28 protein-coding genes are annotated in these 26,417 nt (G+C 63.4%); 13 read left to right on the forward strand and 15 right to left on the reverse strand.

All coding sequences use genetic code 11. The annotated features are described in order from the left end of the window. The first annotated feature begins 74 nt into the window (after positions 1–74). From cckA to JQ600_RS16605, 7 genes are all read left to right on the forward strand, one after another. A complete protein-coding gene (gene cckA / locus JQ600_RS16575; RefSeq protein ID WP_212264299.1) occupies positions 75–2,639 on the forward strand; it encodes a cell cycle histidine kinase CckA in 2,565 nt (854 codons plus the stop codon). 164 nt (positions 2,640–2,803) lie between these two features. Further along, the gene (locus JQ600_RS16580) at positions 2,804–3,922 is read left to right on the forward strand and encodes a hypothetical protein (protein WP_212387244.1); all 1,119 of its coding nucleotides are present in this window, start codon (positions 2,804–2,806) and stop codon (positions 3,920–3,922) included. A gap of 172 nt (positions 3,923–4,094) precedes the next feature. Beyond that, positions 4,095–5,078 carry a TIM44-like domain-containing protein gene (locus JQ600_RS16585; RefSeq protein WP_212387241.1) on the forward strand — a complete coding sequence of 328 codons (984 nt, stop codon included), beginning with the start codon at positions 4,095–4,097 and terminating at the stop codon, positions 5,076–5,078. A 255-nt stretch (positions 5,079–5,333) separates the two neighbouring features. Then, the gene (locus JQ600_RS16590; protein ID WP_212387350.1) at positions 5,334–5,996 is read left to right on the forward strand and encodes a lectin; all 663 of its coding nucleotides are present in this window, start codon (positions 5,334–5,336) and stop codon (positions 5,994–5,996) included. Positions 5,997–6,120: 124 nt separating this feature from the next. After that, a complete protein-coding gene (locus tag JQ600_RS16595; RefSeq protein ID WP_212489984.1) occupies positions 6,121–6,954 on the forward strand; it encodes an amidohydrolase in 834 nt (277 codons plus the stop codon). Positions 6,955–7,056: 102 nt separating this feature from the next. Then, entirely contained in the window at positions 7,057–7,470 is a 414-nt protein-coding gene (locus tag JQ600_RS16600; protein ID WP_212489985.1) for a hypothetical protein, read from the forward strand. 143 nt (positions 7,471–7,613) lie between these two features. After that, positions 7,614–7,991 carry a hypothetical protein gene (locus tag JQ600_RS16605; RefSeq protein WP_212264304.1) on the forward strand — a complete coding sequence of 126 codons (378 nt, stop codon included), beginning with the start codon at positions 7,614–7,616 and terminating at the stop codon, positions 7,989–7,991. Between the two features lie 109 nt (positions 7,992–8,100). On the opposite strand, the gene JQ600_RS16610 is transcribed toward JQ600_RS16605, so the two are convergent. Then, positions 8,101–8,544: a DUF3606 domain-containing protein gene (locus tag JQ600_RS16610; protein ID WP_212387232.1), complete on the reverse strand. Its 444-nt coding sequence runs from the start codon at positions 8,542–8,544 to the stop codon at positions 8,101–8,103. Positions 8,545–8,779: 235 nt separating this feature from the next. Here JQ600_RS16610 and JQ600_RS16615 point away from each other — a divergent pair, with 235 nt between their 5' ends. After that, positions 8,780–9,487: a glutathione S-transferase gene (locus JQ600_RS16615; RefSeq protein WP_212387229.1), complete on the forward strand. Its 708-nt coding sequence runs from the start codon at positions 8,780–8,782 to the stop codon at positions 9,485–9,487. A gap of 136 nt (positions 9,488–9,623) precedes the next feature. On the opposite strand, the gene JQ600_RS16620 is transcribed toward JQ600_RS16615, so the two are convergent. The 6 genes from JQ600_RS16620 to JQ600_RS16645 form a co-directional block, all read right to left on the reverse strand. Then, a complete protein-coding gene (locus JQ600_RS16620; RefSeq protein ID WP_212264307.1) occupies positions 9,624–9,983 on the reverse strand; it encodes a GFA family protein in 360 nt (119 codons plus the stop codon). 7 nt (positions 9,984–9,990) lie between these two features. Further along, complete coding sequence (locus JQ600_RS16625; RefSeq protein ID WP_212387227.1) at positions 9,991–10,665, reverse strand: isoprenylcysteine carboxylmethyltransferase family protein; 675 nt, start codon at positions 10,663–10,665, stop codon at positions 9,991–9,993. An 89-nt stretch (positions 10,666–10,754) separates the two neighbouring features. Then, positions 10,755–10,940, reverse strand: coding sequence for a hypothetical protein (locus JQ600_RS16630; protein WP_212387224.1), 186 nt, complete (start codon positions 10,938–10,940; stop codon positions 10,755–10,757). A gap of 139 nt (positions 10,941–11,079) precedes the next feature. Then, positions 11,080–11,553: a hypothetical protein gene (locus tag JQ600_RS16635; protein ID WP_212387222.1), complete on the reverse strand. Its 474-nt coding sequence runs from the start codon at positions 11,551–11,553 to the stop codon at positions 11,080–11,082. A gap of 72 nt (positions 11,554–11,625) precedes the next feature. After that, positions 11,626–12,171 (reverse strand): hypothetical protein, encoded by a 546-nt coding sequence (locus JQ600_RS16640; protein WP_249133357.1) that lies wholly within the window; start codon positions 12,169–12,171, stop codon positions 11,626–11,628. 32 nt (positions 12,172–12,203) lie between these two features. Beyond that, a complete protein-coding gene (locus tag JQ600_RS16645) occupies positions 12,204–12,734 on the reverse strand; it encodes a hypothetical protein (protein WP_212387220.1) in 531 nt (176 codons plus the stop codon). A 124-nt stretch (positions 12,735–12,858) separates the two neighbouring features. On the opposite strand from JQ600_RS16645, the gene JQ600_RS16650 reads away from it, so the two are divergent. Genes JQ600_RS16650 through JQ600_RS16660 form a run of 3 tightly spaced genes read left to right on the forward strand, consistent with a single transcriptional unit; the run spans position 12,859 to position 15,668 of the window. Continuing rightward, on the forward strand, positions 12,859–14,511 hold the full coding sequence (locus JQ600_RS16650; RefSeq protein ID WP_212387219.1) for a fumarate hydratase: 1,653 nt from the start codon (positions 12,859–12,861) through the stop codon (positions 14,509–14,511). Between the two features lie 30 nt (positions 14,512–14,541). After that, positions 14,542–14,985, forward strand: coding sequence for a MaoC family dehydratase (locus JQ600_RS16655; protein WP_212387218.1), 444 nt, complete (start codon positions 14,542–14,544; stop codon positions 14,983–14,985). Then, positions 14,982–15,668 carry a DUF429 domain-containing protein gene (locus JQ600_RS16660; RefSeq protein ID WP_212387217.1) on the forward strand — a complete coding sequence of 229 codons (687 nt, stop codon included), beginning with the start codon at positions 14,982–14,984 and terminating at the stop codon, positions 15,666–15,668. Before JQ600_RS16655 ends, JQ600_RS16660 begins: the two co-directional genes overlap by 4 nt. Positions 15,669–15,841: 173 nt before the next feature. Here JQ600_RS16660 and JQ600_RS16665 read toward each other — a convergent pair whose 3' ends face one another. The 6 genes from JQ600_RS16665 to JQ600_RS16690 form a co-directional block, all read right to left on the reverse strand. Next, entirely contained in the window at positions 15,842–16,801 is a 960-nt protein-coding gene (locus tag JQ600_RS16665; protein WP_212387215.1) for an SH3 domain-containing protein, read from the reverse strand. A 38-nt stretch (positions 16,802–16,839) separates the two neighbouring features. Next, positions 16,840–17,136: a hypothetical protein gene (locus JQ600_RS16670; RefSeq protein ID WP_212264316.1), complete on the reverse strand. Its 297-nt coding sequence runs from the start codon at positions 17,134–17,136 to the stop codon at positions 16,840–16,842. A 167-nt stretch (positions 17,137–17,303) separates the two neighbouring features. Next, entirely contained in the window at positions 17,304–17,858 is a 555-nt protein-coding gene (locus JQ600_RS16675) for an inner membrane-spanning protein YciB (RefSeq protein ID WP_212387213.1), read from the reverse strand. 45 nt (positions 17,859–17,903) lie between these two features. Continuing rightward, entirely contained in the window at positions 17,904–18,482 is a 579-nt protein-coding gene (locus JQ600_RS16680) for a hypothetical protein (protein ID WP_212264318.1), read from the reverse strand. 149 nt (positions 18,483–18,631) lie between these two features. Further along, entirely contained in the window at positions 18,632–19,036 is a 405-nt protein-coding gene (locus tag JQ600_RS16685) for an MAPEG family protein (RefSeq protein ID WP_212387205.1), read from the reverse strand. A gap of 185 nt (positions 19,037–19,221) precedes the next feature. After that, entirely contained in the window at positions 19,222–20,625 is a 1,404-nt protein-coding gene (locus tag JQ600_RS16690) for a carotenoid oxygenase family protein (RefSeq protein ID WP_212387203.1), read from the reverse strand. A gap of 123 nt (positions 20,626–20,748) precedes the next feature. Between JQ600_RS16690 and JQ600_RS16695 the strand changes: the two genes are divergently transcribed. Both JQ600_RS16695 and JQ600_RS16700 read left to right on the forward strand, forming a co-directional pair. Next, on the forward strand, positions 20,749–21,477 hold the full coding sequence (locus JQ600_RS16695) for a TetR/AcrR family transcriptional regulator (RefSeq protein ID WP_212387201.1): 729 nt from the start codon (positions 20,749–20,751) through the stop codon (positions 21,475–21,477). A 126-nt stretch (positions 21,478–21,603) separates the two neighbouring features. After that, positions 21,604–23,472 carry a dihydroxy-acid dehydratase gene (locus JQ600_RS16700; protein ID WP_212387199.1) on the forward strand — a complete coding sequence of 623 codons (1,869 nt, stop codon included), beginning with the start codon at positions 21,604–21,606 and terminating at the stop codon, positions 23,470–23,472. 47 nt (positions 23,473–23,519) lie between these two features. Here JQ600_RS16700 and JQ600_RS16705 read toward each other — a convergent pair whose 3' ends face one another. After that, entirely contained in the window at positions 23,520–24,152 is a 633-nt protein-coding gene (locus tag JQ600_RS16705; protein WP_212387197.1) for a hypothetical protein, read from the reverse strand. Positions 24,153–24,161: 9 nt separating this feature from the next. Next, positions 24,162–26,417 carry a xanthine dehydrogenase family protein molybdopterin-binding subunit gene (locus JQ600_RS16710; protein ID WP_212387195.1) on the reverse strand — a complete coding sequence of 752 codons (2,256 nt, stop codon included), beginning with the start codon at positions 26,415–26,417 and terminating at the stop codon, positions 24,162–24,164.

Genomic DNA, 26,417 nt, shown 5'->3' on the forward strand with positions numbered 1-26,417 from the left:
GTCCGATTCAGGCACTCAAGGGAGGCGCGCAGATCAGCGCGCCATCCGATGCCGACGGGCTTGCGTCCCCTGATATGACCGCCGAAACCGACAGCCATCCGTCCCCCGAGCCCTTCGCGGCCCATGAGCCGGCGCGGCGTGGCGGCAGCATCGTGCTGGTGCTGCTGGTGGCCGCCGGCATCGTCGCGATCGCGGTCGTGCTGATGACCATCGGCCGCGCCCAGGCCCAGCCCTATATCCTCGGCGTGCTGGCGCTGCTGGCCATGGTCGGCCTGTTCAATCTGTTCGCCTTCGCCGCGGGCATCATCCGGTTCACCGACCGCAGCACCGACGATCCGGTGATGGGGCGGATCGCGGACCATGCCTATGACGGGCTCGCGGTCACCGATTCGCGCGGCCATGTGGTCTATTCCAACGCCGCCTATCTGGCGCTGACGGGGGCCGCGACCGCCCAGGAGGTGCGCCCGATCGAGCGCGTCTTCATCGGCAATCCCGATGTGTCGGAGGCGGTGTTCCGCCTGCTCAAGGCGGCGCGCGAGGGCAAGCGGCAGCAGGAGGAAGTCCGGATCGCAGGGACCGACGGCGCCCATGGCCGCTGGCTGCGGATGCGGGTCCGTCCGCTCGGCGCCAGCAAGCGCGAGGCGAAATATTCGGTGTGGTCGATCGCCGACATCACACGGGATCGCGAGCGCCAGGAGGACGTCTTCAAGGAATTGCAGCACGCGATCGAATATCTCGATCACGCGCCTTGCGGCTTCTTCTCGGTCAGTCCTTCAGGCGAGGTCGTTTATGTCAACGCGACGCTAGCGGGCTGGCTCGATCACGACCTTGCCGAGATCGGATCGGGCGGCTTGAAGCTGACCGATATCGTATCGGGCGACGGCGCGTCGCTGCTGACCTCGATCGTGGCGGTGCCGGGCGAAGTCAAAACCGAAGTGCTCGACATCGATCTGCGCATGCGCAGCGGCAAGACCATGCCGGTGCGGCTCTTTCACAAGCTGGCGTTCGGCGCCGACGGCGTGCCCGGCGCGTCGCGGACGCTGGTGATCAGCCGCGCGCGCGACGAGCATTCCGACCCCGAGCGCGCCGCTGAAGTGCGCTTCATGCGGTTCTTCGACCATACCCCGATGGCGATCGCGACCGTGGACCGCGCCGGCGCGGTGGTGCGCGCCAATGCCCGCTTCGCCAAGCTGGCGCAAAGCCTGAGTGCGGATGGTGCCGCCAACAAGTCGATCTTCCGCAGCGTGAACGCCCGCGACCGCAGCCTGCTGATAGCGGCGATCAACCAGGCCGCCGAAGGGCAGGGCGACATCGCGCCGGTCGAAGCCATGCTCGACGGCGCCAAGGAGCGCTGGGCGCAATATTTCGTCACCGCGGTCGAGGAGGACGAGCGCGAAACCGAAGCTGCCATCGTCTACATGCTGGAAACCACCGAGCGGCGCACGCTCGAGAACCAGATCAACCAGTCGCAGAAGATGGACATGGTCGGCCAACTCGCCGGCGGCATCGCACACGATTTCAACAACGTGCTCTCGGCCATCATGATGGCCAACGACTTCCTGCTGAACGCGCACAAGCCGACCGACCCGTCGTTCCAGGACATCATGCAGATCAAGCAGAACGCGACCCGGGCGGCGACGCTGGTGCGGCAACTGCTCGCGTTCTCGCGCCGCCAGACCCTGCGGCCGCAGGTGCTCGACCTCGGCGACGCGCTCTCCGATCTCACCATGCTGCTGCGCCGCCTGATCGGCGAGAAGGTCAAGCTCGACCTGGTGCACGGCCGCGATCTCTGGCCGGTGAAGGTCGACGTCTCGCAATTCGAACAGGTGATCGTCAATCTCGCCGTCAACGCCCGCGACGCGATGGCCGATGGCGGCAAGCTGACGGTCAAGACCAGCAACGTCACGACGGATGAAGCCGCGCTGTTGTCCTACAAGGGCATGCCGGCGGCGGACTACGTGCGGATCGACGTTGCCGATACCGGCACCGGCATCCCCGCCGAGATCGTCGACAAGATTTTCGAGCCGTTCTTCTCCACCAAAGAGGTCGGCAAGGGCACCGGCCTCGGGCTCTCGACCGTCTACGGCATCGTCAAGCAGACCGGCGGCTTTGTTTACGTGGATTCGAAAGCGGGGGAGGGCACCACGTTCCGCATCTTCCTGCCGCGGCACCGTCCGGAACTGGAAGCCGCGCCCGAACCGCAGGTTACCAATGGCGCCGCCAAGGAAGCCGTGGCGGAGCCGCCGAAGCCGCAGGCCGATCTGACCGGGCAGGGCACCATCCTGCTGGTGGAAGACGAGGACGGCCTGCGCTCGCTCAACGCGCGCGGTCTTCGTTCGCGCGGCTACAGCGTGATCGAGGCCGCCAACGGCATTGAGGCGATGGAAGCGCTGGAGGAGAAGAACGGCGCGGTCGATCTCGTCGTCTCCGACGTGGTGATGCCGGAAATGGACGGCCCGACGCTGCTCAAGGAAATGCGGCAGCGCAATCCCAACCTCAAGATTATCTTCGTCTCCGGCTATGCCGAAGAGGCCTTCGACAAGAGCCTGCCGGAAAACGAGCAGTTCGCCTTCCTCGCCAAGCCCTTCGCGCTGAGCGCGCTGGTCGCGAAGGTGAAGGAAACGATGACGGCGTCGTAAGGCCTTTCGGTCTTCGGTCCGGATTTCAGGATTTGTTGCGAGGCGGGAACGGCCCTTGTTCCCGACGCTTGGGCCGGAAAACCCGCGCGACCATACATTTGCCGTTCTGAACGGGGTTAAGGTGTCCGCATACGGCACCGACGCTGCTCACGAAGGCATGTTGCATGACCGATCCTGCCACGGTTCCCGAGGCGGCTGACGCCGCGGAAACAGCGTATTTTCTGCGCCGTTTCGCCGACATGATGTCCAACGGGCAAAACGCCGAAAATCTGCTGCGGGCGGCCGATCTGATCGACGGCCTGATGGCGCGCGTTTCCGGCTCCTTCGATGAGGAACAGCTGTGGCGATACAAGTACGAAACCGTGAGCCACCAGAATGACGAGCTGGAAACCGAATGCGAAAGCCTTCGGCATGACGTCGAGCGGCATGTAAAGCTTTCCAGTTTCATCATCACCGAGCGCGATACGCTCAAGACGACGCTGCAGGGGCGGGAGGCGGAGCTGCTCGAGCTCGGCGACACGTTGAAGCGAGCGCAGGAAACCTTGGAGGGTGCACAGGAGGAGGCCGCGACGAAATCGCAGGCGCATGAATCCGCCCTGGCCGAGCTTGGTACGAGCTTCGATCAGGAGCGTGTCGCGCTGAAGGCAAGCCTGGATGCGAGCATCAAGCAAATCGAGCAGCAGCGCAGCGAGCATCTGCGCGAGCGCGACGAGCTCTCGGCAAAGCTGTCGCAGAGCGAGGCCGTCATGGCCGAGTTCAGGCTTGCCTTTGATCGTGAACGTGACGATTGGCAATCCAGGCTGCGAGCACGCGAGGACGAGCTTGCGACGATCCGCGTCGCGACCGCGAACGAACACGAGGAGCTGCAGCAGAGGATCGAGGTGCTCGAGGCCAAGCGGGAGGAGCTTCGGTCGGCCTTTGACCGGATCAGCCAGCTCGGCGTTGCGGCCGCCGACCCGCGCGCGGAAGCCCAAGGCGGCTTGCCTCCGGTTCAACCGCCGGACCGGGATTCAGCGCCCGGAGAAAACAGCGCGGTCGTGCCGAAAGAGACCCTGCGCCAGGCGCGGGCGCAATTCGAATTTCTGGCCAAGGAATGTGTTCGCCGCGGCGATGTCGCAACCCAGGCCATGTGCGAGCTCGGGGCCCACACCATGGATCAGGCCCTCGTGGCCGAGGAAACATCGCATCCATCGCCGGTCGGTGAGGTGGCGTTAAGCATCCTCGGGCCGGTCCTTGCACCCGTCCTTCGACCCGTCGCGGCCGATCCCCATCCGACTCGCTAGGTCAGCGCGGAAAGCTTCTGAGTTCCAACGGGTTCAATCGTACAACCGGCCTAATCGTCACATCCCCGCGACTGAGGGCCGCAGCGCTTGTTCCCGTTTACGGCTTCACTTTTAAGCAGCTCTGACCATCTTAGGGGCTGCTTCCCCATGCCGGGGAATTGAGGAAACAGATATGAATTTCTCGCAACGCACGCGCGGAATTGTCCGGGCCTTCGCCATCGTCCTGTCGCTGGCGGTTCCCGCCGCGATGGCCATCACGGCGGCTGACGCCCGGGTGGGCGGCGGCAACAGTTCCGGTTCGCGGGGATCGAAGACCTATTCGGCTCCGCCCAGCACCACCACGGCGCCCAACGCGGCGCAGCCCATGAACCGTACCTTCAGCCAGCCGGGCGCACCGGCGGCCGCTGGAGCCGCCGCAGGGGCAGCCAAGGGTGGCTTCTTCAGCCGGCCCGGTATGGGCATGATGATGGGCGGTCTCGCCGCAGGCTTCCTCGGCGCCGGCTTGTTCGGCATGCTGTCCGGTGGTGGGTTGGCCGGCGGCCTCGGCGGAATAATGTCGATCATCGGCCTGGTGCTGCAGATCGGCTTGATCCTGATCGTGGTCAAGCTGGCGATGTCGTGGTGGCAGCGCCGCCACACGCCGGCGAACGCTTATGCCAATTCCGGTGCCGGACCTGCCGCGGGTTCAGCCCCGCCGCAGACCGGCTTCGGCTCCGGAATGGGCTTTGGTCTGGGATCGAGCGCCCCCGCACCGCTCGAGATCGGGCCTACCGACTACGAGGCGTTCGAACGGCTGCTTGGCGAAGTCCAGGCCGCATGGTCGAACGAGGACGTCGCGAAACTGCATACGCTCGCAACGCCCGAGATGGTGTCGTACTTCACCAAGGACCTCGAGCAGAACAAGGCCAACAACGACGTCAACAAGACCTCCGACGTCAAGCTGCTGCAGGGCGACCTCGCAGAAGCCTGGCGCGAAGGCCAAACCGATTATGCGAGCGTCGCGATGCGCTTCTCGCTGGTCGACAAGACCTTGGAGCGCGGCACCAACCGTCTGGTCTCGGGCAGCGAGACCCCGATCGAGGCGACGGAAGTCTGGACCTTTGCCCGGCAATCCGGCGGACAATGGGAACTCTCGGCGATCCAGCAGACCAACTGATCTTCTGCTAAACGCTAAAACATACAAGGCGCCGCGGTTAATTCCGCGGCGCCTTTTGCTTTGCCGCCGATTCTTATTTTGACGCGTTTTCTACCGCAGATAAGTTTACGCAATCTGCGCAAACTTGATTGCTATGCGAACCGGTATCCACTTCGCTCGAAAACGCTATGCCTCCGGAATAATGATCGCCGCGGCGTGTTTTTGACGACGTACCAACAAGAAAAAAGGGAGGCTTCGATGAACCTCGTTTCCAGGATGATCTCACCGGCCGCTTTCGTCCTCGCGGCGATCTCGCTTCTCGCCGCAGCGCCGGCGCAGGCGCAATCGGCCGACACCAGCTTCTTCGTGACCAGCAACGGCATCGGCAATGGCGGCAATCTCGGCGGCCTCGCCGGGGCCGATAATCAATGCCAGACGCTGGCGCAGGCTGCCGGCGCGGGCGGTAAGACCTGGCGCGCCTATCTCTCGACCCAGGCCGCCGACGGCAAGCCCGCCGTCAATGCGCGCGACCGCATCGGCAACGGACCATGGAAGAATTCCAAGGGTGCGGTGGTCGCCAAGGACGTCGCCGAACTGCACGGCAGCAACGGTCTCACCAAACAGACCGCGCTCAGCGAGAAGGGCGATGTCATCAATGGCCGCGGCGATACGCCGAACCGGCATGACGTGCTGACGGGCTCGCAGCCGGACGGAACGGCCTTTGCAGCCGGCGAGGACCGCACCTGCAAGAACTGGACGAGCAGCACGCAGGGGGCGGCGTTGGTCGGGCACATCGACCGTGTCGGCCTGCGAGACGACGACGCCTCGAAGTCCTGGAATTCGTCGCATCCGTCGCGCGGACCGGATGGCGGCTGTTCGCAGAACGATCTGAAGAGCACCGGCGGCGACGGCCTGATGTATTGCTTCGCGGTGAACTGACGACGTCATTCCGGAATGGTGCGTTAGCACCATATCGCAGATGCGCAATTGCGCATCGGGGAATCTCGAGATTCCCCGATGTGCAATTGCACATCTGAGGTTCGATGCTTCGCATCGCCCCGGAATGACGGGGGAGGGTTCGCAGGTTCACATCTGGTCGCAAACCGTGACGCCGACGTCGGGGCTGCATCGCAAGGTCGCGAAGTTCGCGGCCGAGGAAGTCCTGGCCGAGATGGACGAGGCAGGTGTGGATGCCGCGCTGATCCATCCGCCAGCCGGCTGGGATCCCGATTCCAATGCGCTGGCGATCGAGGCGGTCCGGAATTATCCGGACCGCTTTGCCATCATGGGCAATTTTGCCCTCGAAGATCCTGACGACCGCAAGCTGATCCATGGCTGGCGCAAGCAGTCCGGCATGATGGGGCTGCGCTGGCCGCTGCTGCTGGAAGAGCACCAGAAGTGGCTCTACGACGGCTCGCTCGACTGGCTGTGGCCCGCGGCCGAGCAGGAGGGGCTGCCGCTGGCGATGATGGGCGGACTGTTCCTGCCGAAATTTCGCGAGATCGCCGAACGGCATCCCGGCCTGAAGATGATCCTGGATCATTGCGGCCTGAACCGGCACGGGCGCGATGCCGCGGCGTTCGTCCATCTCGATGAGCTGCTCGCGCCGGCGCAATTGCCGAACGTCGCGGTCAAGGCGACCGGTGCGCCGCATTATTCGACCGAGTACTATCCGTTCCGCAACATCCATGACGGGCTGCATCGTATCTTCGATGCCTATGGGCCGAAGCGGATGTTTTGGGGCACCGACATCACGCGGATGCCCTGCAGCTACCGGCAATGCGTCACGTTCTTCACCGAGGAGCTGCCGTGGCTGAAGGGCGCCGATCTGGAAGACGTGATGGGCCGCGCGCTCTGCGACTGGATCGGCTGGGACTATGCAAGCGTGCGCGGGTAGCGGCGTGGTCTCGTGAAGCCAATGAAGCAAACGTAAACCAGCGCTGATCGGAAAGGACTGCCCCTTTAGGCGTCAGTCACCTTTCAACCCTAAGCTTTGTGAATGGGAGTAATCACCTGCATAGGCGCCGCCGTGTTGTGGTGGCTGGTCGCATCCTACCAGATATGCTGCACCGGCGGGGGCGCAGTCACGTCTGGCGCAATCGTCATTGCCCTGTTGATCGCGGTTATCACGCAAGCTCCTTTTTGGATGCTGATCATCACCTTCCTGACAATGGCAGAGTTCGTTTCATCGCGGATTCCTGGCAAATGGAGCGTCGTCGTTTTCACGGCGGTTACCGTGGTCTCCACAACGCTTCTGACGATCGCTCTGCGCCGTTCCTACGGTCCGGAGTCGTTCACATATCGGGTCATCGTCTATCCGGCTTTTGCGGTTGCCCTGCTCTATGTTGTCAGGAGCATGTCGCGACGCGTCCCTACCGGTCGTGAAACTTCCGCGCCCGCCTCGGAAGGCTAGATCGCTGTTCACGAGTCGTTAGCGATGTTCGTCAAGGTAAATATTGTTTTCAAGTTGACGCATGGTGTTGCTCGGCTAGATCATTCAAACGGACGAAGTTGCGTGCAACTTCACGAATTTTCTTCAAGCCAGCAGGTATAATCATGTCTCGCGTTATTGCCGCCGCCTTCGCCACCGCGCTCGCCGTCGCCGTCATCCCGACCGCCGCTTCCGCCGGCTGTTATTCCTGCTACCAGCCGCAGCCCTGCTGCGGTCAGCAATACGTGCAGCAGGTGGTCCCGGCGGAGTACCGCACCGTGCGGGAAACCGTGATGGTTTCGCCCGGCCGCGTCACCGCGTATCGCACCCCGGCGCGCTATCGCACTGTGATGGTGCCGAAGACCGTGATGGTCTCGCCCGGCCGCGTCCACTATGAACGGTCAGCCCCGCGATACGCCGTCCAGCAGCGCGTTGAAATGGTTGCGCCGGCCCGTGCCTATTATGCGCCGGTCGCGCCGCGTTGCGCCACCTGCGGTTATTGAGCCTCACGCAAGCCGCCATCGCCTGAAGCCGTCGCCCGGTGCGGCGCGACGGGTCCGCGATCGCGGCGCTGTTGCTCGAAGAAGCCATGCCCGGCTTTGAGGCCGCCTTTCAGGCGGCCTTTTTCTTTGACGCCTTGCCGGCGGTCTTCTTTTTTGCAGCCTTCTTTTTGGCAGGCGCTTTGACGGTCTTCTTGGCGGCTTTCTTCTTGGTCGTTTTCTTCTTGGCCAGATAGACACCGACGTTTTTCGACGAATGCCCGGCGGCGGCGACGGCAGCCTTCAGTTTCGCCGGGGTGACCTTGAATTTCTTCGACCAGTAGCGGACTTCGTGGGGTTGGCTGACGGCGATCAGGGCGCGGTCGGCGGCCTTGTGCTTCTGCTCCCCGATATAGGCTTCCACTTTCCTGGCGGAGTGGCCGACCTTCTTGACGGCGGCTTTCAGCTGGGCCGGCGTGATCTTCAATTTCTTCGACCAATAGGCGACTTCGTAAGCTTCGCTCATTGCGATCAGCGCGGCATCGGCACCGCCGCGCTTCTTCTTGTTATCCGCCATCCCATGCTCCTGTCGTGTTAAGGAATCCGGCACCCAGGAGGAACCTAACACGGCCTCCCGCCTTCGGACAGATTCGCGCCTGTGAGAATTCACGCCGTGCGAAACGCAATTGCGTGGCGATGGGCGTCAGGGCCGGCCGGCATTGTGACGAACGAAATGCGGACTGATGTGTTATGGCTGCGAGCAGGGCTCTTGGTACAGGGTCCTTGATACAGGGTCCCTGGAGATGCCGTCGATGCGCTATCAACTGTATTACTGGCCGCATATTCAGGGCCGCGGCGAATATGTCCGGCTTGCGCTGGAAGAAGCCGGCGCGGCCTATACCGACGTGGCGCGAAGCGGCAACGGCACCAGCGCGATGATGAAGATGATGGAGACCGCAAAGGGCACGCCGCCCTTTGCGCCGCCGTTCCTGAAAGCGGGAAACCTCGTGATCGGCCAGACCGCCAACATCCTGCTCTATCTCGGCGCGCGCCATGGGCTGGCGCCGAAGGCGGAAGCGGCAAGGCTGTGGGTGCACCAGCTGCAGCTCACCATTACGGATTTCGTGCTGGAAGTTCACGACACCCATCATCCGCTCGGCCAGTCGCTCTATTACGAGGAGCAGAAGGCGCCCGCCAAAAAGCGCACCGCCGAATTCTGGAAATCACGGGTGCCGAAATATCTGGATTATTTCGAGGAGTTGCTGGCCGCCAATGGCGGCGGCTACGTCACCGGCCGGCGCCTGACCTATGTCGACCTGTCGCTGTTCCAGATCGTGGAGGGGCTGCGCTACGCCTTTCCCAAGCGCATGAAAGCGTTTGAAAAGAACATTCCCGCCCTGGTCGAACTGCATGACCGCGTCGCCGCACGGCCGAACATCAAGGCCTATCTCGCCAGCGAGCGGCGGATTGCGTTCAATGAGGACGGGATATTCCGGCGCTACAAGGCGCTGGATCTCTAACCTCGTCATTCCGGGGCGCGCGGAGCGCGAACTGCGGTGCGCAATTGCGCGCCTGAGAATCTCGAGATTCCCCGATGTGCAATTGCACATCTGAGGTTCGATGCTCTCGCATCGCCCCGGAATGACGGCGTTGCCGTCATCTGCTCCTCCCATCGATCGGCGTCATCGTCAGCTTCGACAATTCGATGCCGTCGATGCAGCTCACGTTGAGCGCCACCACTTCGCTGCCATCAGGCCTGGTGCCGCGCGCAAAGACGTCGACGCCGCAATCGATGCAGAGCTGGTGGCGGATCGCGTGCTTGTTGAAGAGATATTCGCGTAGATTGTCCTCGCCGGCGCGGAGCTGAAAGCTCTTCGGCGCCAGGAACGTGATATGCAGGCCCTTCTTGGTGCAGATCGAGCAATTGCAGGCGGTCACCATCGCCAGGTCGGTGGTGCATTCGAACCGAACTTGGCCGCAATGGCAGCCGCCCGTGTAGGTCTTGCTTTCAGGCATGTGTCCCTCACCAGATTCCCGGAACCAGACGATAGCGCACGCGCGCGGCATAGTCAGCATAGCCCGGCAGGCCCGCGATCAGCGCGCGTTCCTCAATACGGGCGCGTACCGCGAACAGGATGGCGAACAGCGGCGCCAGCGCCACGCCCCACCAGGATCCCAACAGCAGTGGCACGCCGACGAAAAACAGCATGATGCTACTGTACATGGGATGGCGGACAAAGGCGTACGGTCCCGTCGAGATCACATGATGGTCGCGCGCGGCCTGTACCTTGATCACGGGGGCCGCGAACGTGTTTTCGCGAAACACCCACATGATGAAGGCTGTCGAGAGCAGGTACATGGCAAGGCCCAGCACCTGCAGGGCCAGGGGGACGTGGGAGGCCTGCATGCGCCGGTCCAGTCCCATCGCGACGAACCAGATCAACCCCGTGGCGGCGAACACCAGCATGAACTTCTTGTCGGCGGCCGGCTGTTCCTCGCGTGCCGTCAGCCGCATCCGCTCGGCGAGCAGCGCGGGATCGGTTTTCGCAAGCCACAGGCCGCAGGCCGGGCCGAGCACCGCGGAGGTCGCAAGGCACGCCCACGCGCCGGGCCAATGCAGCGTGCCGGCGGAGGCAAACAGCAGCGCACCCATCCCGACGACGAAGAAAGTGTTCTGCAGCAACAGCTTCGCGATCATGCGTATCCCCATTGCCTGGGGCATCATGATCGCGTGATTTTTCGGCAAACTTGCGGCGTTTGGCCCGACAAGGCCAGGGCGAGCAGTCTCTATGCGAACTGGTCGATCCGCGTTCCCTGTCCAGGCGGCAGGGCGGCAAGCAGCGTCGGCTTCGGCAGGCGCGTGCCGTCGGCGGCGGCGCCGTTTTGTACGTCGGCGGGCTTTAAATCTGGCTTGGGCGCGCTGGCTTCAGGCGGCTTGATCTGCACCGGCGCGGACACAGCAGAGATATCCATCGGCATCATCCTTTTCGTTGCCTCCGACACTGGAGGCATTGAAGCGAACGATGTGTGAATCCCGGCCGGTGATCCCGCCCGATGGTGAACGGGGCGCTCGAAAATTCATTAGAATGCAGCGGATTCCGCAGGGGGGCCGCTACTCGTCCTTGCCGCGGGTGACCGCAATCGAGGCCTCGGTCTTGGTCCGCGTGCATTCCATGTTGAGCCGGCGGAAGCGCATCGAGACCTTGTCGCCGCGCAGGATGCCCATCCGCTTCATGCAGCGCGTCGAGCCGGTCACGACGTCGGGCTTCGGAATGGTGAAGACGAGCGCGCCGGCTCTCGCGACCATGTCGAGAAATTCCGGTTTGAATTTCCGGTCGGTCTTCGCATAGAGCTCGAGCGAGTAGCTCTTGCCGCGGCAGCCGATCGAGAGTTCCTTCGCGGAGGGGTGCGTCAGATAGACGATGTTGGCGGCCTTGAAGTTGACCTTGATCCCGTCGACCTGGCTGGCGAGTTGCTTGGCGACGTCGTCGCAGCGGTCGGCGCGGGCCGGTGAGGCCGAGAAGGCGGCCAGCGCCAGCGCGGTCGCGACCAGAACCGATCGGCGAAAGTGTCGTCGTGATGTCATTTGTAAATGCCCCTCTGGGCCCCATTGAAGCTTGCGCGGCAGCTTCCTGCAAGAGGCCTATTCGAATGTCAATCAGAAGCCGCGCATCATCATTGCGATAAAGAACGCCGTCGTGGTGAACAGGTTGAGCAGGGTCGGCGTGCTGACCAGCGCCGTGGCGGCCCCGAGCCGCTGGTCGCGCGCGGCACAGGCGATGGCAAAGGCAGCCATCAGCGGGAACAGGATGATTTGCACCGATGTTTCCAGAGCCGCGTAAGGGCCGTTGAAAGCGAGCCCGTGCCGGATCACCGAGGGCATGTAGCTCAGCCAGGTCATGAGCATGACCGCGCCGAGCGCCATGACCGCGTGGCGCACGTAACCGATGGCCGCGAACAGCAGCGCCGACAGCGCCAGCACCGGATGGACGGCAAGATGCAGCTTGATGACGGCCGCGCCGATGCCGGGACCCGGGATTTTCGACATATCGTCCAGCAGCGTCGGTGCGCTCGACATGCCCCAGTAGAGCTCCAGCAGCGCGATCACAGACAGCGCGATGCGCAGGCCGATCCGGGGCGGCGCTGACGTGGCAGGCGCGATCCCGGCCGCCGGGGCAGCCGCGCGCATCTCGGCCGCGGTCATCGGTGTCCCCATTGGCTTGCCGGCATTGTGCATCAGGCCCCGCGTATGGCGAGGCCGATGGCAATCGCGATGATGGCGGCGATGTTGAACAAGGTGGGAAGGCTGGCCAACGCGGTGGCAACGAGCAGCCGACGGTTGCGCGCGGCAAGGCCGATCGCGCAGACAGCCAATAGCGGGAACACGATGATCTGTGCAGGCGACCAGATCGCGCCGAAGCCGACCGCGTCTATTCCTGACGACACCACGGTCGGCATGTATTTCAGCCAGGTCACGATGATGACAGCGCCGAGCATGACGATCGCGGGGCGCACGCGCCCGAAGCCGGCGAACACCAAGGCCGCCAGCGCCAGCAACGGGTGCATGAGGCTAGCTGCGCCGCTGACGGCAGGCACCTCGATTTCAGGATCACCGAAGATCCCCCATGCCACCGAAATGCCGTCGAGGAGTTCGAGGACCGTGATGATGATCAGGGCGACGCCGAGGCCGGACAGGCTAGCCGCGGACGGGACCGGGGGAGGGGCGGCCACTGTCTCGGTCGACACTGCGGTGGGAACAGTCGTCATTCTCGATTTCGATTGCTGATGGCCATTCGGGAACCTTCCTTTTGTGTCAAAAGTGCTTAGAACGGTTCAAATGCCGGGGTGTCCCGTGGACGCTTCCGCCCCCAAAACCTTGCGAGCCCAGCCCATGAACGCCCCCACCGCCTTTCCCGACCAAAAGCCCGTTCCGCCCTACAAGCACACGCCGCTGTTTCCGCTGGGCGCGGACACCACGCCCTACAAGAAGATCACGACGGAGGGCGTGCGGGTCGAGAAGGTCTTGGGCAAGGACATGCTGGTGGTGTCGCGCGATGCGCTGCGGGCGCTCTCCGAGGCCGCCTTCGGCGACATCAACCACTATCTGCGCCCCGGCCATCTGAAGCAGCTGGCCAACATCCTCGAGGACAAGGAAGCCAGCGACAACGACAAGTTCGTCGCGTTCGATTTCCTCAAGAACGCCAACATCGCCGCCGGCGGCGTGCTGCCGATGTGCCAGGACACCGGCACCGCGATCATCATGGGAAAGAAGGGCGCCCGCGTGATCACCGACGGCGACGACGAGGCCGCGCTCTCGGAAGGCGCGCGCGACGCCTATTTGCGCCGTAACCTGCGCTATTCGCAGGTGGCGCCGATTTCGATGTATGAGGAAAAGAACACCGCCAACAACATGCCGGCCCAGTGCGAGATCTACGCCGAGGGCGATGACGCCTACAAGTTCATGTTCATGGCCAAGGGCGGCGGTTCCGCCAACAAGAGTTTTCTGTTCCAGGCGACGCCGTCGGTGCTGACCAAGGACCGCCTGCTGGCGTTCCTGAAGGAGAAGGTGCTGACCCTCGGCACCGCCGCGTGCCCGCCCTATCACCTGGCGATCGTGATCGGCGGCACCTCGGCCGAGCTTTGCATGAAGACGGTGAAGCTGGCGTCCGCGCGCTATCTCGATGCGCTGCCCACCCATGGATCGGCCGATGGCAACGCCTTCCGCGATCTGGAGATGGAGCAGGAAATTTTGAAGATGACGCAGTCGCTCGGCGTCGGCGCGCAGTTCGGCGGCAAGTATTTCTGCCACGACGTGCGCGTGATCCGGATGCCGCGTCACGGCGCGTCGCTGCCCATCGGGCTCGGCGTGTCCTGTTCGGCCGATCGCCAGGTGCTCGGCAAGATTACGAAAGACGGCGTCTATCTCGAGGAGCTTGAGCACAACCCCGCGCAGTATTTGCCGGCGGTCGAGCAAGCGCTCGGCGGCGAGGTGGTAAAAATCGATCTCAACCAGCCGATGAAGGATATTCTGGCGACGCTTTCAAAGCATCCGATCAAGACGCGGGTCTCGATGACCGGCACGATGATCGTCGCGCGCGATTCCGCCCACGCCAAATTGCGCGAGCGGCTGGAGAAGGGCGAGCCGCTGCCGGATTACTTCAAGAACCATCCGGTCTATTACGCCGGTCCCGCCAAGACGCCCGACGGCTACGCCTCCGGCGCGTTCGGTCCGACCACCGCGGGACGCATGGATTCCTTTGTCGACCAGTTCCAGGCCGCGGGTGGATCGATGGTGATGGTCGCCAAGGGCAACCGCGCAGTCGCGGTGCGCGAGGCCTGCAAGAAGCACGGCGGTTTCTATCTCGGCTCGATCGGCGGCGCCGCGGCCAACCTCGCCGAGCACTGCATCAAGAAGGTCGAGGTCGTGGAATATCCCGAACTCGGCATGGAAGCGATCTGGCGCATCGAGGTGGTGGATTTCCCGGCCTTCATCATCATCGACGACAAGGGCAATGATTTCTTCAAGGAATTGAATCTGGGGTGAGGCGGCGTCCAGATTGTGAGCGAGGGTGTGATGGTCGAATGGTTCGAGGACCTGAAGCTCGGGATGCGCTTCAAGAGCGACGGAGTGACGGTGTCGAAGGACGACATCATCCGCTTCGCGACCGAGTATGATCCGCAGCCATTCCACCTCGACGAGGAAGCGGCGAAGAATACCATACTTGGCGGCCTCGCCGCTTCCGGGTGGCACACGGCTGCCATTGCGATGCGGCTTGCGTCGAGCTGTCGTCCGTTCGGACCACATCCCCTGTTCGGCGCCGGTGTCGATGATCTTCGCTGGCTGAAACCCGTGCGGCCCGGCGATACGATTCATCTTGAAGGGGAACTGGTCGAACTGGTGCCTTCACGCTCGAAGCCGCATGGCGTCGTTCGCATCAAATGGACGGCCTATAATCAGCGCGGCGAGGCGGTCTACGCATTCAATCCGATTGCGATCGTGCCAAGCCGGCCGAAGTGAGCGGGGGCGGGAGCTGCAGAGCCGTCGGCCTCGATGGATTTGGCAACGGCTGGGTCGCCGTGCGTCTTGAAGGCGGCACGCACGAAATTTCCTTCCATCGCGATGTCTCGGAAGCGTTGTCGCGCCCATTCGATCGGGCAGGGATCGATATCCCCATCGGCATGGCCGACGACGGCGAGCGCGCGTGTGATCTGCTCGCCCGCGACGAATTGCGCCCGCACACCTCGCGTGTTTTCACGGGCGCGCGGCGCTGGATTTGGCAAGGCTTCAACAACCCCGACGAAGCGAACAGGGAATGCCTGCGGCGCGGCCAAAAGCGAATATCGCGCCAGCTCTGGCATCTCGGACCGAAGATCATGGAGGTAGACGCTTTCCTGCGTGCGCATCGCGCGCTTGATGTCCGCGAGGTCCATCCCGAGCTGGTGTTTCTGCGGTTGAACGCAAACAAACCCTTGCCGTCGAAGAAATCCGAGGAAGGAGATTCGCTTCGTCGGATGTTGCTCAAGCGGAGCGGGCTTGGCGATATCGAGCAATGGCTCGGCAAGGCGCGGATCGGCACCGGCGCGAAGCGTGACGATGTCCTGGACGCCAGCGCCGTGGCGATTGCCGCGCGCGAACCCGCAGGCAGCGTCGGATCGCCATTACCGGACGCCGACGGTCTGCCGATGCAAATCTGGTTCTAACGGCGCCAGCGGACGTCTCACTTGTCGTCCCGGCGAAGGCCGGGACCCATAGCCCCGATCATCTGTTGTTTGAAGGAAGTCATCGACCATCGTGCCAATTCACAATCGCCACGGTGTATGGGTCCCGGCCCCCCGTGCGCAAGTGCGCACTAGGCCGGGACGACATCGACCCCTCAACTGCAATTCGTGACCTGGCTGGAGCACAGGCTGCGCCACCAGCCGCGCACGCCGTCCTGGCTTTCGACGAGGCCCCAATAGCCGCTGCAGGCGAGCAGGCGCTTCGGGCCGCCGTCGGTGTCGAGGGGGCCGCCGAGCTTGCGCTGCGCCGGCGTCCACTTCGCATCGGCGAACGGCGCCTGGAATAATCCGCCCATCCGCGTGCCGCCATTGGCGTAGTTTGCGCCGACCTTGTTCGCGGCGACCCAGCCGCGCCCCGAATAGGGTTTTGGCGCGTTGCGCGGATATTTCTTTTCGTCCTCATATTCCTTGCCGGGCGGCGTCGCGCCTTCGATCAGGAACCAGCCGTCCTTGAATCCGATGACGCGGAATTCGGTCAGCCAGCCGTCTTCGGGTGTGTTCTCACTGCCAGCCATCTTCAGGCGATAGGGCGGCGGCAGCGTGCCGAGCACGCGCGATTTCACCGAAGGCTCGGCGCGGACGTTGAGGCCCTTGGGATCGCGATCTTCCGACCAGGCGCCGAGATTGCAGGGCTCGGTACCATCAGGCTGCGCCGCGCGTTTGGCCGCGAGTTCGGCGTGCGATTTTGCGAACTCGCTTTCCTGGCCGTCGGGATCGGTCATCGTGGTGTCGCGGTTGCCGCGCGTGGCGTCGCTGCGCGGCTTCAATTCCGCCGACAGCGCACGCCGCTCATCCTTGTCGAGCTTGATGACGAGCACCTGGCGGGCTGCGAACACGCTGGCAGCGGACTTGGGGTCGTTCGCGCCTGCCGGATAGACCGCGAGGTATCCGGTCATATCAGTGGTGCGGTAGGCTTCGCCCGCGACATAGCCCGCCGGCACCAAAGCGAGCGCGCTGGCGCGCCATGCCGGCTCGGGCTCGGGCGCGGATTGTGCGATCGCCGCCGTCACCAGGGAGGCGACGACGGCGATTGAAAGCAGTGTGGTCTTTTGCATGGATCGAACAACGAGGGAGCGAAGCTGCTCCGTCCGTATCAGGCCCGGGTGCCCGTGAACGGAAAACTGCCCATCGGGCCGATGCCCATTTCGCCGGACATGCTGTCGCCGGAAACTTTTCCGGTGAAGGCGAGCGTCAGCGGCATCGGGTTGGTGATGGAGATCTTCCAGGCGACGTCGTCGCCATTGGCGGTGCCGTCGAAGATGTCGCCGGAATTGCCGTCGGCGCCTTGCGTGCCCGTCAGCGTGCCGCCGGAATTCTTCAACGTCAGCGTCGCCTTGCGCTCGCCCATCGGCGTGGTCATGACGATATCCCAGTTTCCGTCCACGGCCATCTTGGTCTCCCCAATACATTTCCCAGCAACCGGAATGGTTCTGAGTTCTCCCGGCGGCGGTATAACCCATCTTGCCGCGCAAGCCCAACCCTGTAGCCTTCCTTTTGACGCGTTTTCTTGACGCGAACCGGTATCCACTTCGCTTGAAAACGCTTTGCCTACGGTACTTACGCGCGGGCGGCCGCGCGCAGGCGGCTGCCGACCAGGACGCGGAACGCGACATATTGCACGGCGAACAGAGCAATCTTGGCCCCGATCAGGACGACGGTCACATAGAACGTCCACAGCTTCATGTCGCCGGTCATCGCGACGCCGATGGTGCCGGCGGCGAGCACGAAGCACAGCCCGGCCCAGACGTAGCCTGCGGCAGTGGCATATTCCGGGATGGTCTGGGTCACGATCGGCGGCATATAGCGCAGCATCCAGCCGCGCTTGAGCATGATGAGGCCGATCGCAAAATGCCCGATCGCGGGTTTCGCCAGCACGAAGCGCGGGTCGTGGGTCAAGAGCGTGGCGCCGCCGAGCACGATCACGAGGCCGAGGCTGGCCCAGGTCATGTAGCCGAGTTCCTTGCCCTTGATGCGGGAATAGATCACCTGGCCGATGGCGCCTGCGATCGCGACGCCGGTCGCCAGCAACACGTTGTCGGTCGCGAGATAGATCGCGATGAACACGATGGTGGAGAAAAAGTCGGCGCCTAATCTTGCGAATACGTCTTTCATCGCGCTGCTTTCTGTTGAATGCGGTGGCTCGGAGAGATCGATATCTTAGTGCGTGCCGGGCAAAGCGTTGGCGGGCGGGGTGCCATACTTCGCCTTGCAGTATTCGGGATACCATTTGGTGAAATAGGCCGCGCTGTTGCGTGCGGCAAACGCGACCAGCAGTCCCGCCCACAGTGGCAGGCCCGGCACATAGATCAGCGCGGCATTGCCGGCCATCATCAACACCATCGCGCCGGTCCATGCCCAGGTGATGATATAGTTCGCCTTGATGAAGCCGGGCAGCTTCGCGGTCTTGGCATCGACCACCTCAAGCGCATATTGCAGCGTGAAGGGTTTGCCAGCGATGATCGAGCCCAGCGTGACCAGGAACATGCCGGCATCGACCGCGAGCTTGACGCCGGAGACGCTGAGGTCAGGATCGATCTCGGTGACGTAACCGCCGATCGCGGTAAAGACCACGACGGAGCCCACGCCCAGGATCTTCAGCGAGCGGCCGCGAACCATGTCGTAGGCGATCGCCGGGAGGCAAATCGCGGCAGCGCCGAACAGGGCGACGTCGGCCGAAGTCACCAGCATCAGCAGGGCGAAGGCACCGTAGGGGGCGAGGATCAGGAGGATCGTCATGGCAGCCTCTCCGGCTTTATCTTTACATCGTAAAGATACCGTAGGGGTAAGGGCGGGAGGCGTCAAGGAAAATCTTTACAGTGTCAAAATAAATGAATTGTAGCGAAATAGTCAATTAATACAGTTAGTTGCGCGGAATTGAGCGAGGACTATAACGGCCAGAAGCGCGCCAGCGCAAGAAGCGCGGCTGCGAGCAGCACAAGCAGGGTAAGCAGAATGCCGCCGACCCGGCAGATCTGAAACTGCAAGGTGCGTGGGCCGACATACATGCCGAGCGGATGCAGCAGCCGCGCCACCAGCAGCATTCCCATCAAGAGGTGCACCCGCGCGGTCGGCATACCAGACATTTCCAGCAGCGCGACCAGCAACACGATAACAGGGACATATTCGGCAAAATTGCCATGCGCGCGAATGGCGCTGCGCAGCTTGATGTTGTCGCCGTCGCCGAACACGATGCGATGTCCCCGCCGCAGGCGCGAGACCTGCAGGCCGAGCACGAGATACAGCAGCGCGAGAATGGCGAGATAGAAGCCGGTGATCGTGGGTATGTGCATGTGTGGGTCCCCCGAGACGACTCATAGCGTCATTCCCCGACGCGCAATAGCGCATCTGAGGGCGCGCGTTAGCGCGAACCCGGAATCTCGAGATTATCGTATTCTATCATCTCTAGATTCCGGGTTCATCGCTGCGCGATGCCCTCAGATGCGCAATTGCGCATCGGGGAATGACGGGAGGACCCTCAGGTCGCACTCACCCAATTGCCATGGAAGCCATCGGGCACGCGATGCCCGAGATGCACCAGCGCCACCGGTCCGGCTTCGACGTCTTTGGCGTTGAACACTGCCAGGTCGCTGCGGTTTTCCCGCGCGCGCCAGACCGCTGATAGCAGCCAGCCATCGCCCTCGGCGGCATCTTCACCGCGCTCGACGAACACGGCTTCGGAAATGGTGTCGCCGGCGGGCAGGTGATATTTGCCCAGCCGCTTGCCCTTGCCGTCGACATGCACGATGCCGGACAGCGCGCCGAACATCGGCAGGTCAGGATTGGCGCAGGCGTACCAGCCGTGGTTGCTGGCAAGGCCCGCGCGGCGATCGTCGATGCGCGGGAATTCGCCGGTCAAATCGTCGAGATAGGTTTGCGTGAAGCGGTCGGTATTGCCGGAGAGATCAAAGGTCCAGCGGCAATAGCGTGCGCGCGATTTTTCGGGGTCCGTCGGCGAGCCGTCGGGGTGGGTGAACAGTGGCGCTTCCTCGAACTGCATCACGTCGGCGACGATGCGGCCGCCTTCCTCCCACGCGTTCATGACGTGGAACACGTAGCAGCTCTCGGCGCGGAACCAGACGATGTCTTTCGCCGAGCCGGTGCGCTTCATGACGCCGACATAGGCGCCTTTCTCCGGCTCCCAGGCGTAAGGCGGCTTGCCGCGCATTGCCCGCTCCATGCTGCCGGTGATCGGCAGGATCGGAAACAACATGTGGTTTTCGGTGACGATGAAGTCGTGCACCATGCTGGCATAAGGCGCTTCGAAGCGATCGAACCGCGTCACCACGCCTGAGGCGTTGACCGATCCGAACGAGAGGGCAGGGGTTAGCGGCCCCGCGGCGTTGTAGCCGAAGAAAACCATCTCGCCGGTGACGGGGTCGATCTTGGGATGCGCCGTAAAGGGGCCTGCGATCGCGCCCTTGTAGTCGCAATAGCCCATACGCTCCAGGGTGCCCGGTTCGATCTCGGTCGGCATATGGCCTTCTTCCAGCGCCAGCAGGCGGCCGCCGTGGAAGATGATGTTGGTGTTGGCGACGCCGCCGTCATTGGTGACATCGGCGGGCGCGCCCGGCAGCTTGCGGCCAAAGCCGCCGAACAACGCGCGGCCGGCATCATGCTCGGCCTGCCATTTGGGGGTGCGGACCCAGCGGTTGCGATAGCTGGCGCGGCCGTTCTCGAGATGGAAGGCGTGCAGCATGCCGTCGCCGACGAACCAGTGCGCGCCGGGCGCTTCGAATTGCGGGTTGGGGCCGTTGCGATAAAGCGTGCCGTTGAGCTCGCGCGGCAATTCGCCGGTCACCTTCAGGAACGGTGCGTCGCATTCCATCGGTATAGGCGCCAGATTGGTCCGCGCCGCGTTGGTCGCCACTTGATCGAGCATCGTCGCTTCCTCCCGGTTTGATCTTTACAACGTAAAGATATGACTACAGGGCATGCCAGCCATCGTCAAGCAAAATCTTTACAGTGTAAAAATTGCGGCTATAAGGATTCGCAAGGGGTTCAAATGGCCAAAACATCGAGAGAAAACAAAGTCGTTCGCACCGTCGCGCGGACCCGCAAACCGGCGAGGGCGGCTGCCGAACGGCCCGCCGTGCGGCGGCGCAAATCACCGGGCGATACCCCCTATCATCATGGCGACCTGCGCGAGGCCCTTCTGCAGGCAGCCGAGCGGGTGCTGGAGCGCGACGGACTGGCGGGGCTGACGCTGCGCGCGGTGGCGCGCGAGGCCGGCGTCTCACATGCCGCACCGACCCATCATTTCGGCGATCTCACCGGCCTTGTCAGCGAACTCGCGGCGATCGGCTTTCGGATGTTCAACGAGGCCATGGTCACCGCCGGCAACAGCGAGACGCTGCCGATCATGAAGGGGCTGGCGAGCGCCAAAGCCTACGTCGCCTACGCGCAGGCGCATCCCGGTATGTACGGCGTGATGTTCCGCAGCGCACGGCTGGATTATTCGCGTCCCTCGCTGCATGAGGCTTCCGATGCCGCGTTCGCAGGGCTGACCCGCGGTGTCGGCGCCAGCCGGCACGAGCAGATTCCACAGGATGGAATCTCGCTGGATCAGGCCGCCGCCATCGCACGCGCGTGGTCGCTGGTGCATGGTTTTACCACGCTGCTGCTTGACGGCCGGCTCACGGGCATTCTGGAGCGGTTGCCCGAGGGTACGTCCGCCGACCAGCTGCTGGACGCGATGCTGCGCGGGGCCGTGCCCCGGCCGCCGGGGGCCTAGGTGGCAGCATACCAGCTATCGGGCATGTGACTTCCGCGTGACTTCCCGCAGGTCGGCGCTCTATAAGGTGCGGCTTAAATCGTTTCTAATATCGACCGAACGAGCCCCGCCGGGAAGGAACTAGCCGTGACAGACTCCAAAGCCGTCCTCATCGATCGTCATCCCGGCCGCACGGCCCAGACCATCGGGATCGCGCGCGTACTTGGCGCCGATCAGGACCTGATCCACGAGCCGTCGGTCGGCGTGGTCGGCACCAAGGGCGACAGCCAGTGCTACATGGGGGTGATGGCGAAGGTCGATGCGATCCACGCCAGCCTCAAGAGCCATGTCGGCAAGGGCGCCGGCCAGATGAAGCTGCGCCTGGTCCAGCCGGAATACACCATCGCCACCTCGGACGGCATCCGCAACGGGACGCGCGAAATGCGCTACTCGCTGATCGGGCGTGAAATTACCCACGATGCGCTGTGCGAACATCTGGAGGCCACTGGGCTCCTCGGCACCATCGCCGTCGTCGCCTGCGACAAGCCGCCGGTCGGCACGCTGGCCGCGCTGCTCGAGCACAATCAGCCCGCGATCATCATGTCCGACGGCGCGATCCATCCCGGCACCGATCCGAACACCGGCGAGAAGCTCGACATCGTCAGCGCCTACCAGGTCGCCGGCAACCCTGATGCGGAATACCGCCACCACATCGCCTGCCATGCCTGTCCCGGCTACGGCAGTTGCGGCGGCATGTTCACCTACAACACCATGCAGACCTTCATCGGCGTCGTCGGCATGCAGCCGCTGCACATGGTGGCGCCGCCGTCCGACGATCCCCGCCGCCTCAAGGAGTTTCCGGACCAGCTCGTCGGCTACCTCGCGCAGATGATCGCGAAGGGCCTCAAGCCGCGCGACATCGTGGTCCGCGACTCGATCCGCAACGCCGTGATCGTCGCGATGGCGATCGGCGGCTCGACCAACGTCACGCTGCATGCGCCGGAGATCGCGCGCGCCGCAGGCTTCGCGGACTTCTGGAAAGAGGTGATGACGCCGGCCGAGTTCAATCATCTGTCGCAATACGTCGTGCCTGTCCTCACCGACGCCCGGCCGTACGGCAAATATTCGATGGTCGACATCGATGCCGTCGGCGGCGTGCAGGTGATCGTTCGCGAATTGCTGGAGGCCGGACTGCTCAACGGTGACGTGATGACCTGCACCGGCGAAACCCTGGCCGAGCAGGTCAAGCGCCTCGAAACCAAACCCGCCGACGGCACGGTCATCTACACCGTGGCAAAACCCTACAAGCCGACCGGTGGCCTGCGCGTTCTCGGCGGCAATCTGTCGCCGGAATTTTCCGCCATTCTGAAACTGGCTGGCGTCGAAGGCGGGCTGGAAAACAACCTGTTCCGCGGCAGAGCGCGCGTGTTCGAAGGCGAGCGGGGGCTACTTGAGGCGCTCGACAAGACGCCCGACCTTTTCCAGAACAACGACATGATCATCGTGCGCTACGAGGGTCCGAGCGGCGCGCCCGGCATGCCGGAAATGCTCGATCCCACCTCGCGCATCACCACGCTGTGCCGTGAGCGCGGCATCGTGGTCGCGCTGATGACCGATGCGCGGTTCTCCGGCGGATCGGTCGGCCTCGTCATCGGCCATGTCGGCCCTGAGGCCGGCCTCGGCGGCCCCATCGCCTTCGTCGAGGACGGTGACGAGATCATCGCCGATCTCAACAAGAACGAACTCAATTGCACGGCGCTGGCGGATCCGGCCGTTCTGAAGGCGCGCAAGGCGGCCTGGGACAAGGTGGTGGCGGCCAATGGCGGCCTGCACCCGAACTGCGGCGTCGCCGACACCCGCCTGTTGCACCGCGCGCGGCTCTCTGCCGTGCCGGCCACCCGCGGCGGCGGCCTGCACCCGAACCGCGAAGTCTGGGTACGTTACCCCCGCGAAGCAACCAGGTCAGGCTTCGTGCCGAAGAACAAGCACCGGCCGGAGGCGGAGAAGGCGTTCTAAAAAGCGTTTCCGGCCCATCGTCCTGCTTGCGGGCGACACCGAATTCGTCAATTCGGACAAGGTTGCCCGGCGGCTCCCCACAGGGCCATGTCCTTGACATGACTCTCGAAGGTGCCCGGCGGCGTGGTGCGGCCCGCTCCGGGTGCCCACCCCCGGGGGATGAAGCCGTTTAACGATGCATCGTGCCGCAGATGTTCAAGGAGACCAACGGCGTCTCGACCGCCATTGCGTTTGGGATCCTTCAGTTGCGCGCAAATCTCGGCGCCACTCTTGCCGAACCAGATGAACGCCACCGGCGCAAGCTGCCAGTCGATGCCGGCGCGCAGCGGCGCCGGTGCAGGATCGTTCGGCAGGGTGGAGGTCATGTGACACGTCGAGCAAGGGATTGTCTCAGCCCCGATGCGGCTCGCTCCGCCATGAATATTCATGCCGTGCACCCGGGGCCTGTTTTCGCCTGCCGGCGTCCACATCGGAATCGCCTTGGCGTCGACATGGCAGTTGGCACAACGTGGATGTGTCACAACTGCTTCAATCCTCTTCCAGGCTTCCAGCCCCTCGGCACGGCTGACGCTGCCCGGCGGCAGCACATCCTTGGCGGCCTCGTCCTTGGCCACGACAATTCCCGTGAGGGCCACGATTGATGAAGCGGCGAACGCGAGCGCGATCAGTGATCTCTTCATGACCCGCCCTCACACGAAATCGATGAACTTGTTGAACGGCATTTCGCGGATCCGCTTTCCGGTCGCAGCGAAGATCGCGTTGGCGAGCGCGGGTGCGGCAGGAGGAACCGGCGGCTCGCCGACGCCTCTCACCTTGGGATCGTTCTCAAGCCCGCGAACCTCGATTACCGGACATTGATAGATCCGCATCGCTTCGTGGTGGTTGTAGTTGGTCTGTTGCGCCGCGCCCTTTGCGTAAGTCAGTTCGCAGTTGATGGCGTGGCCGAGGCCCCAGATGACCCCGCCCTGCACCTGGTTTTCGAAGTTGACGGGATCGACGACCTTGCCGACATCGACGGCGACCCAAACCTTGTCGATCCTGATGCCTCTGTCCGTTGCGGTCACTTCGACGACTTCAGCCGTCGGCGTCCCGAAGGACTCGACGAACGCCACGCCACGCCCCCGGCCGTTGCCAAGCGGTCCCTTCCAGTCCGACATCTGCGCGAGCGTCTCCAGCAGCTTCCGGTAGGTCGGGACCCCGCACATCTCGATGCGGCCCTTCATGGGATCAACGCCTGCCGCATGCAGCAGTTCGTCGATGAAGCTTTCGGTGAAGAAACCGGCGGTCGATGCGCCGACTGAGCGCCACGTGGTGCATGGCGACAGTCCCTGCGCTTCATAGCTCGTGGCCCGGAAATTCGGGATGTCGTAGTAGACATTCCACAGGCCGGCGGCCAATTGGGCATCGGGATCCTTCGAGGGAGCGCCCATGCGTTCGAGCAGCCCCTTCAGGGGTGCGGTCGATGCCAATTTCAGGTCGGCCGCGACGATCTTCCGGTTCTTGATGCTGCCCTTGTACCTGGCGAGCGAAATCTGTCGCGGAATATCCTGGAGAAAATCCTCCTCGCGCGAAAACACGAGCTTGATCGGCGTGCCGCGCATCTGGTTTGCGATCTCAGCCAGCACACGGACGTTCTCGAACTCGAGACGGTGCCCGAAACTTCCACCGGCCCATTGATTGTGAAAGGTCACCTGCTCCGGCTTGAGGCCAATCGCTGTCGCCGCGGTGGACTGCACGGCCTGCGGGCTCTGGTGGCTAACCCAAATCTCCATCCCCTTGTCCGAAACAATGGCGATCCCGTTGAGCGGCTCCAGAGGCTGATGCGCCAGATAGGGTGCGCGGTACTCCGCCTCGACCAGCGTGCCATCCTTCAATCCGGCGTCGATATCACCGATTTTCCGCCACTCCTTGCCGAGGAATTCCGGCTTGAACGACGCTTCCAGAACCTTCCAATGGTCGGCCTGCTCGGCGGGATACGTCGAGGGCGCCCATTCGCAATCGATCGCTTCGACGGCCTTCATCGCGTACCAGCTGTTGGTCGCGATGACAGCGACGCCGTTCTTGATTTCGAGGATCTTCTTGACCCCCGGCATCGACTGCGCCTTGCTTGCATTGTACGACTTCAGAGGCTGACCCTTGTTGGGGTTCAGCTTGACGGACGCGAACAGCATGCCGTCCATTTTCAGATCGATACCGAACTTCAACTCGCCCATGACCTTCGGTCGAACATCAAGCCGCATCATCGGCTTGCCCACCATTCGCCATGTCGACGGATCGCGCGGCTTTGCATCCAGCACCGGCGGAATCTTCGCGGCTTCTGCCGCGAGTTCGACGTAGGCAATCTTGCTTCCGTTAGGCAGGATCACATGGCCGGATTGGGTGCGGATGTCAGCTATGGGAACGCCCGAACGCTTGGCCGCCGCAGCCTTCAGCGTCTCGCGCGCGACCGCGCCGGCGACGCGCAACTTTTCGTAAGTGTCCGGGATCGTGCTCGACCCGCCCGTCATCTGCAGGCCGGACTTCCTGAGATATTCGAGCGTGGCGGCGCGTGCTTCCTCAGCAGCCGGGCTTTGGTCCGCCGCCAGGAACGGCGCAAGCTCATCTGCGAAGCCGGAGTTGAAGTAGGCGGGACTGGGCCCCGCGAACCTTATTTCGAACTGACCGGGATCGAGGTCCATCTCTTCGGCGATCATGATCGGCTGCACGGAACCGACGCCCTGACCGATGTCGGCATGCTGTGCGATGAGCGTTATCTTCTCCGGGCTTATCTCGACCCACGGGTTGAAGGTCACGGAGTTGGGCCCGAGGCCGGCGGCCAACGGATTGCTGTGGGCGGTCGCAACGGCCTTTTCGGCATGACTGTAGGAGCCGAAAGCGATGCCGCCGGCTACAGCGGCGGAGCCCACGATGAAAGCGCGACGAGAGAGGTTCTGCATGACGCCCAT

The sequence above is a fragment of the Bradyrhizobium sp. AUGA SZCCT0176 genome (genome assembly GCF_018130145.1).
In the GTDB taxonomy this organism is placed as follows: domain Bacteria; phylum Pseudomonadota; class Alphaproteobacteria; order Rhizobiales; family Xanthobacteraceae; genus Bradyrhizobium.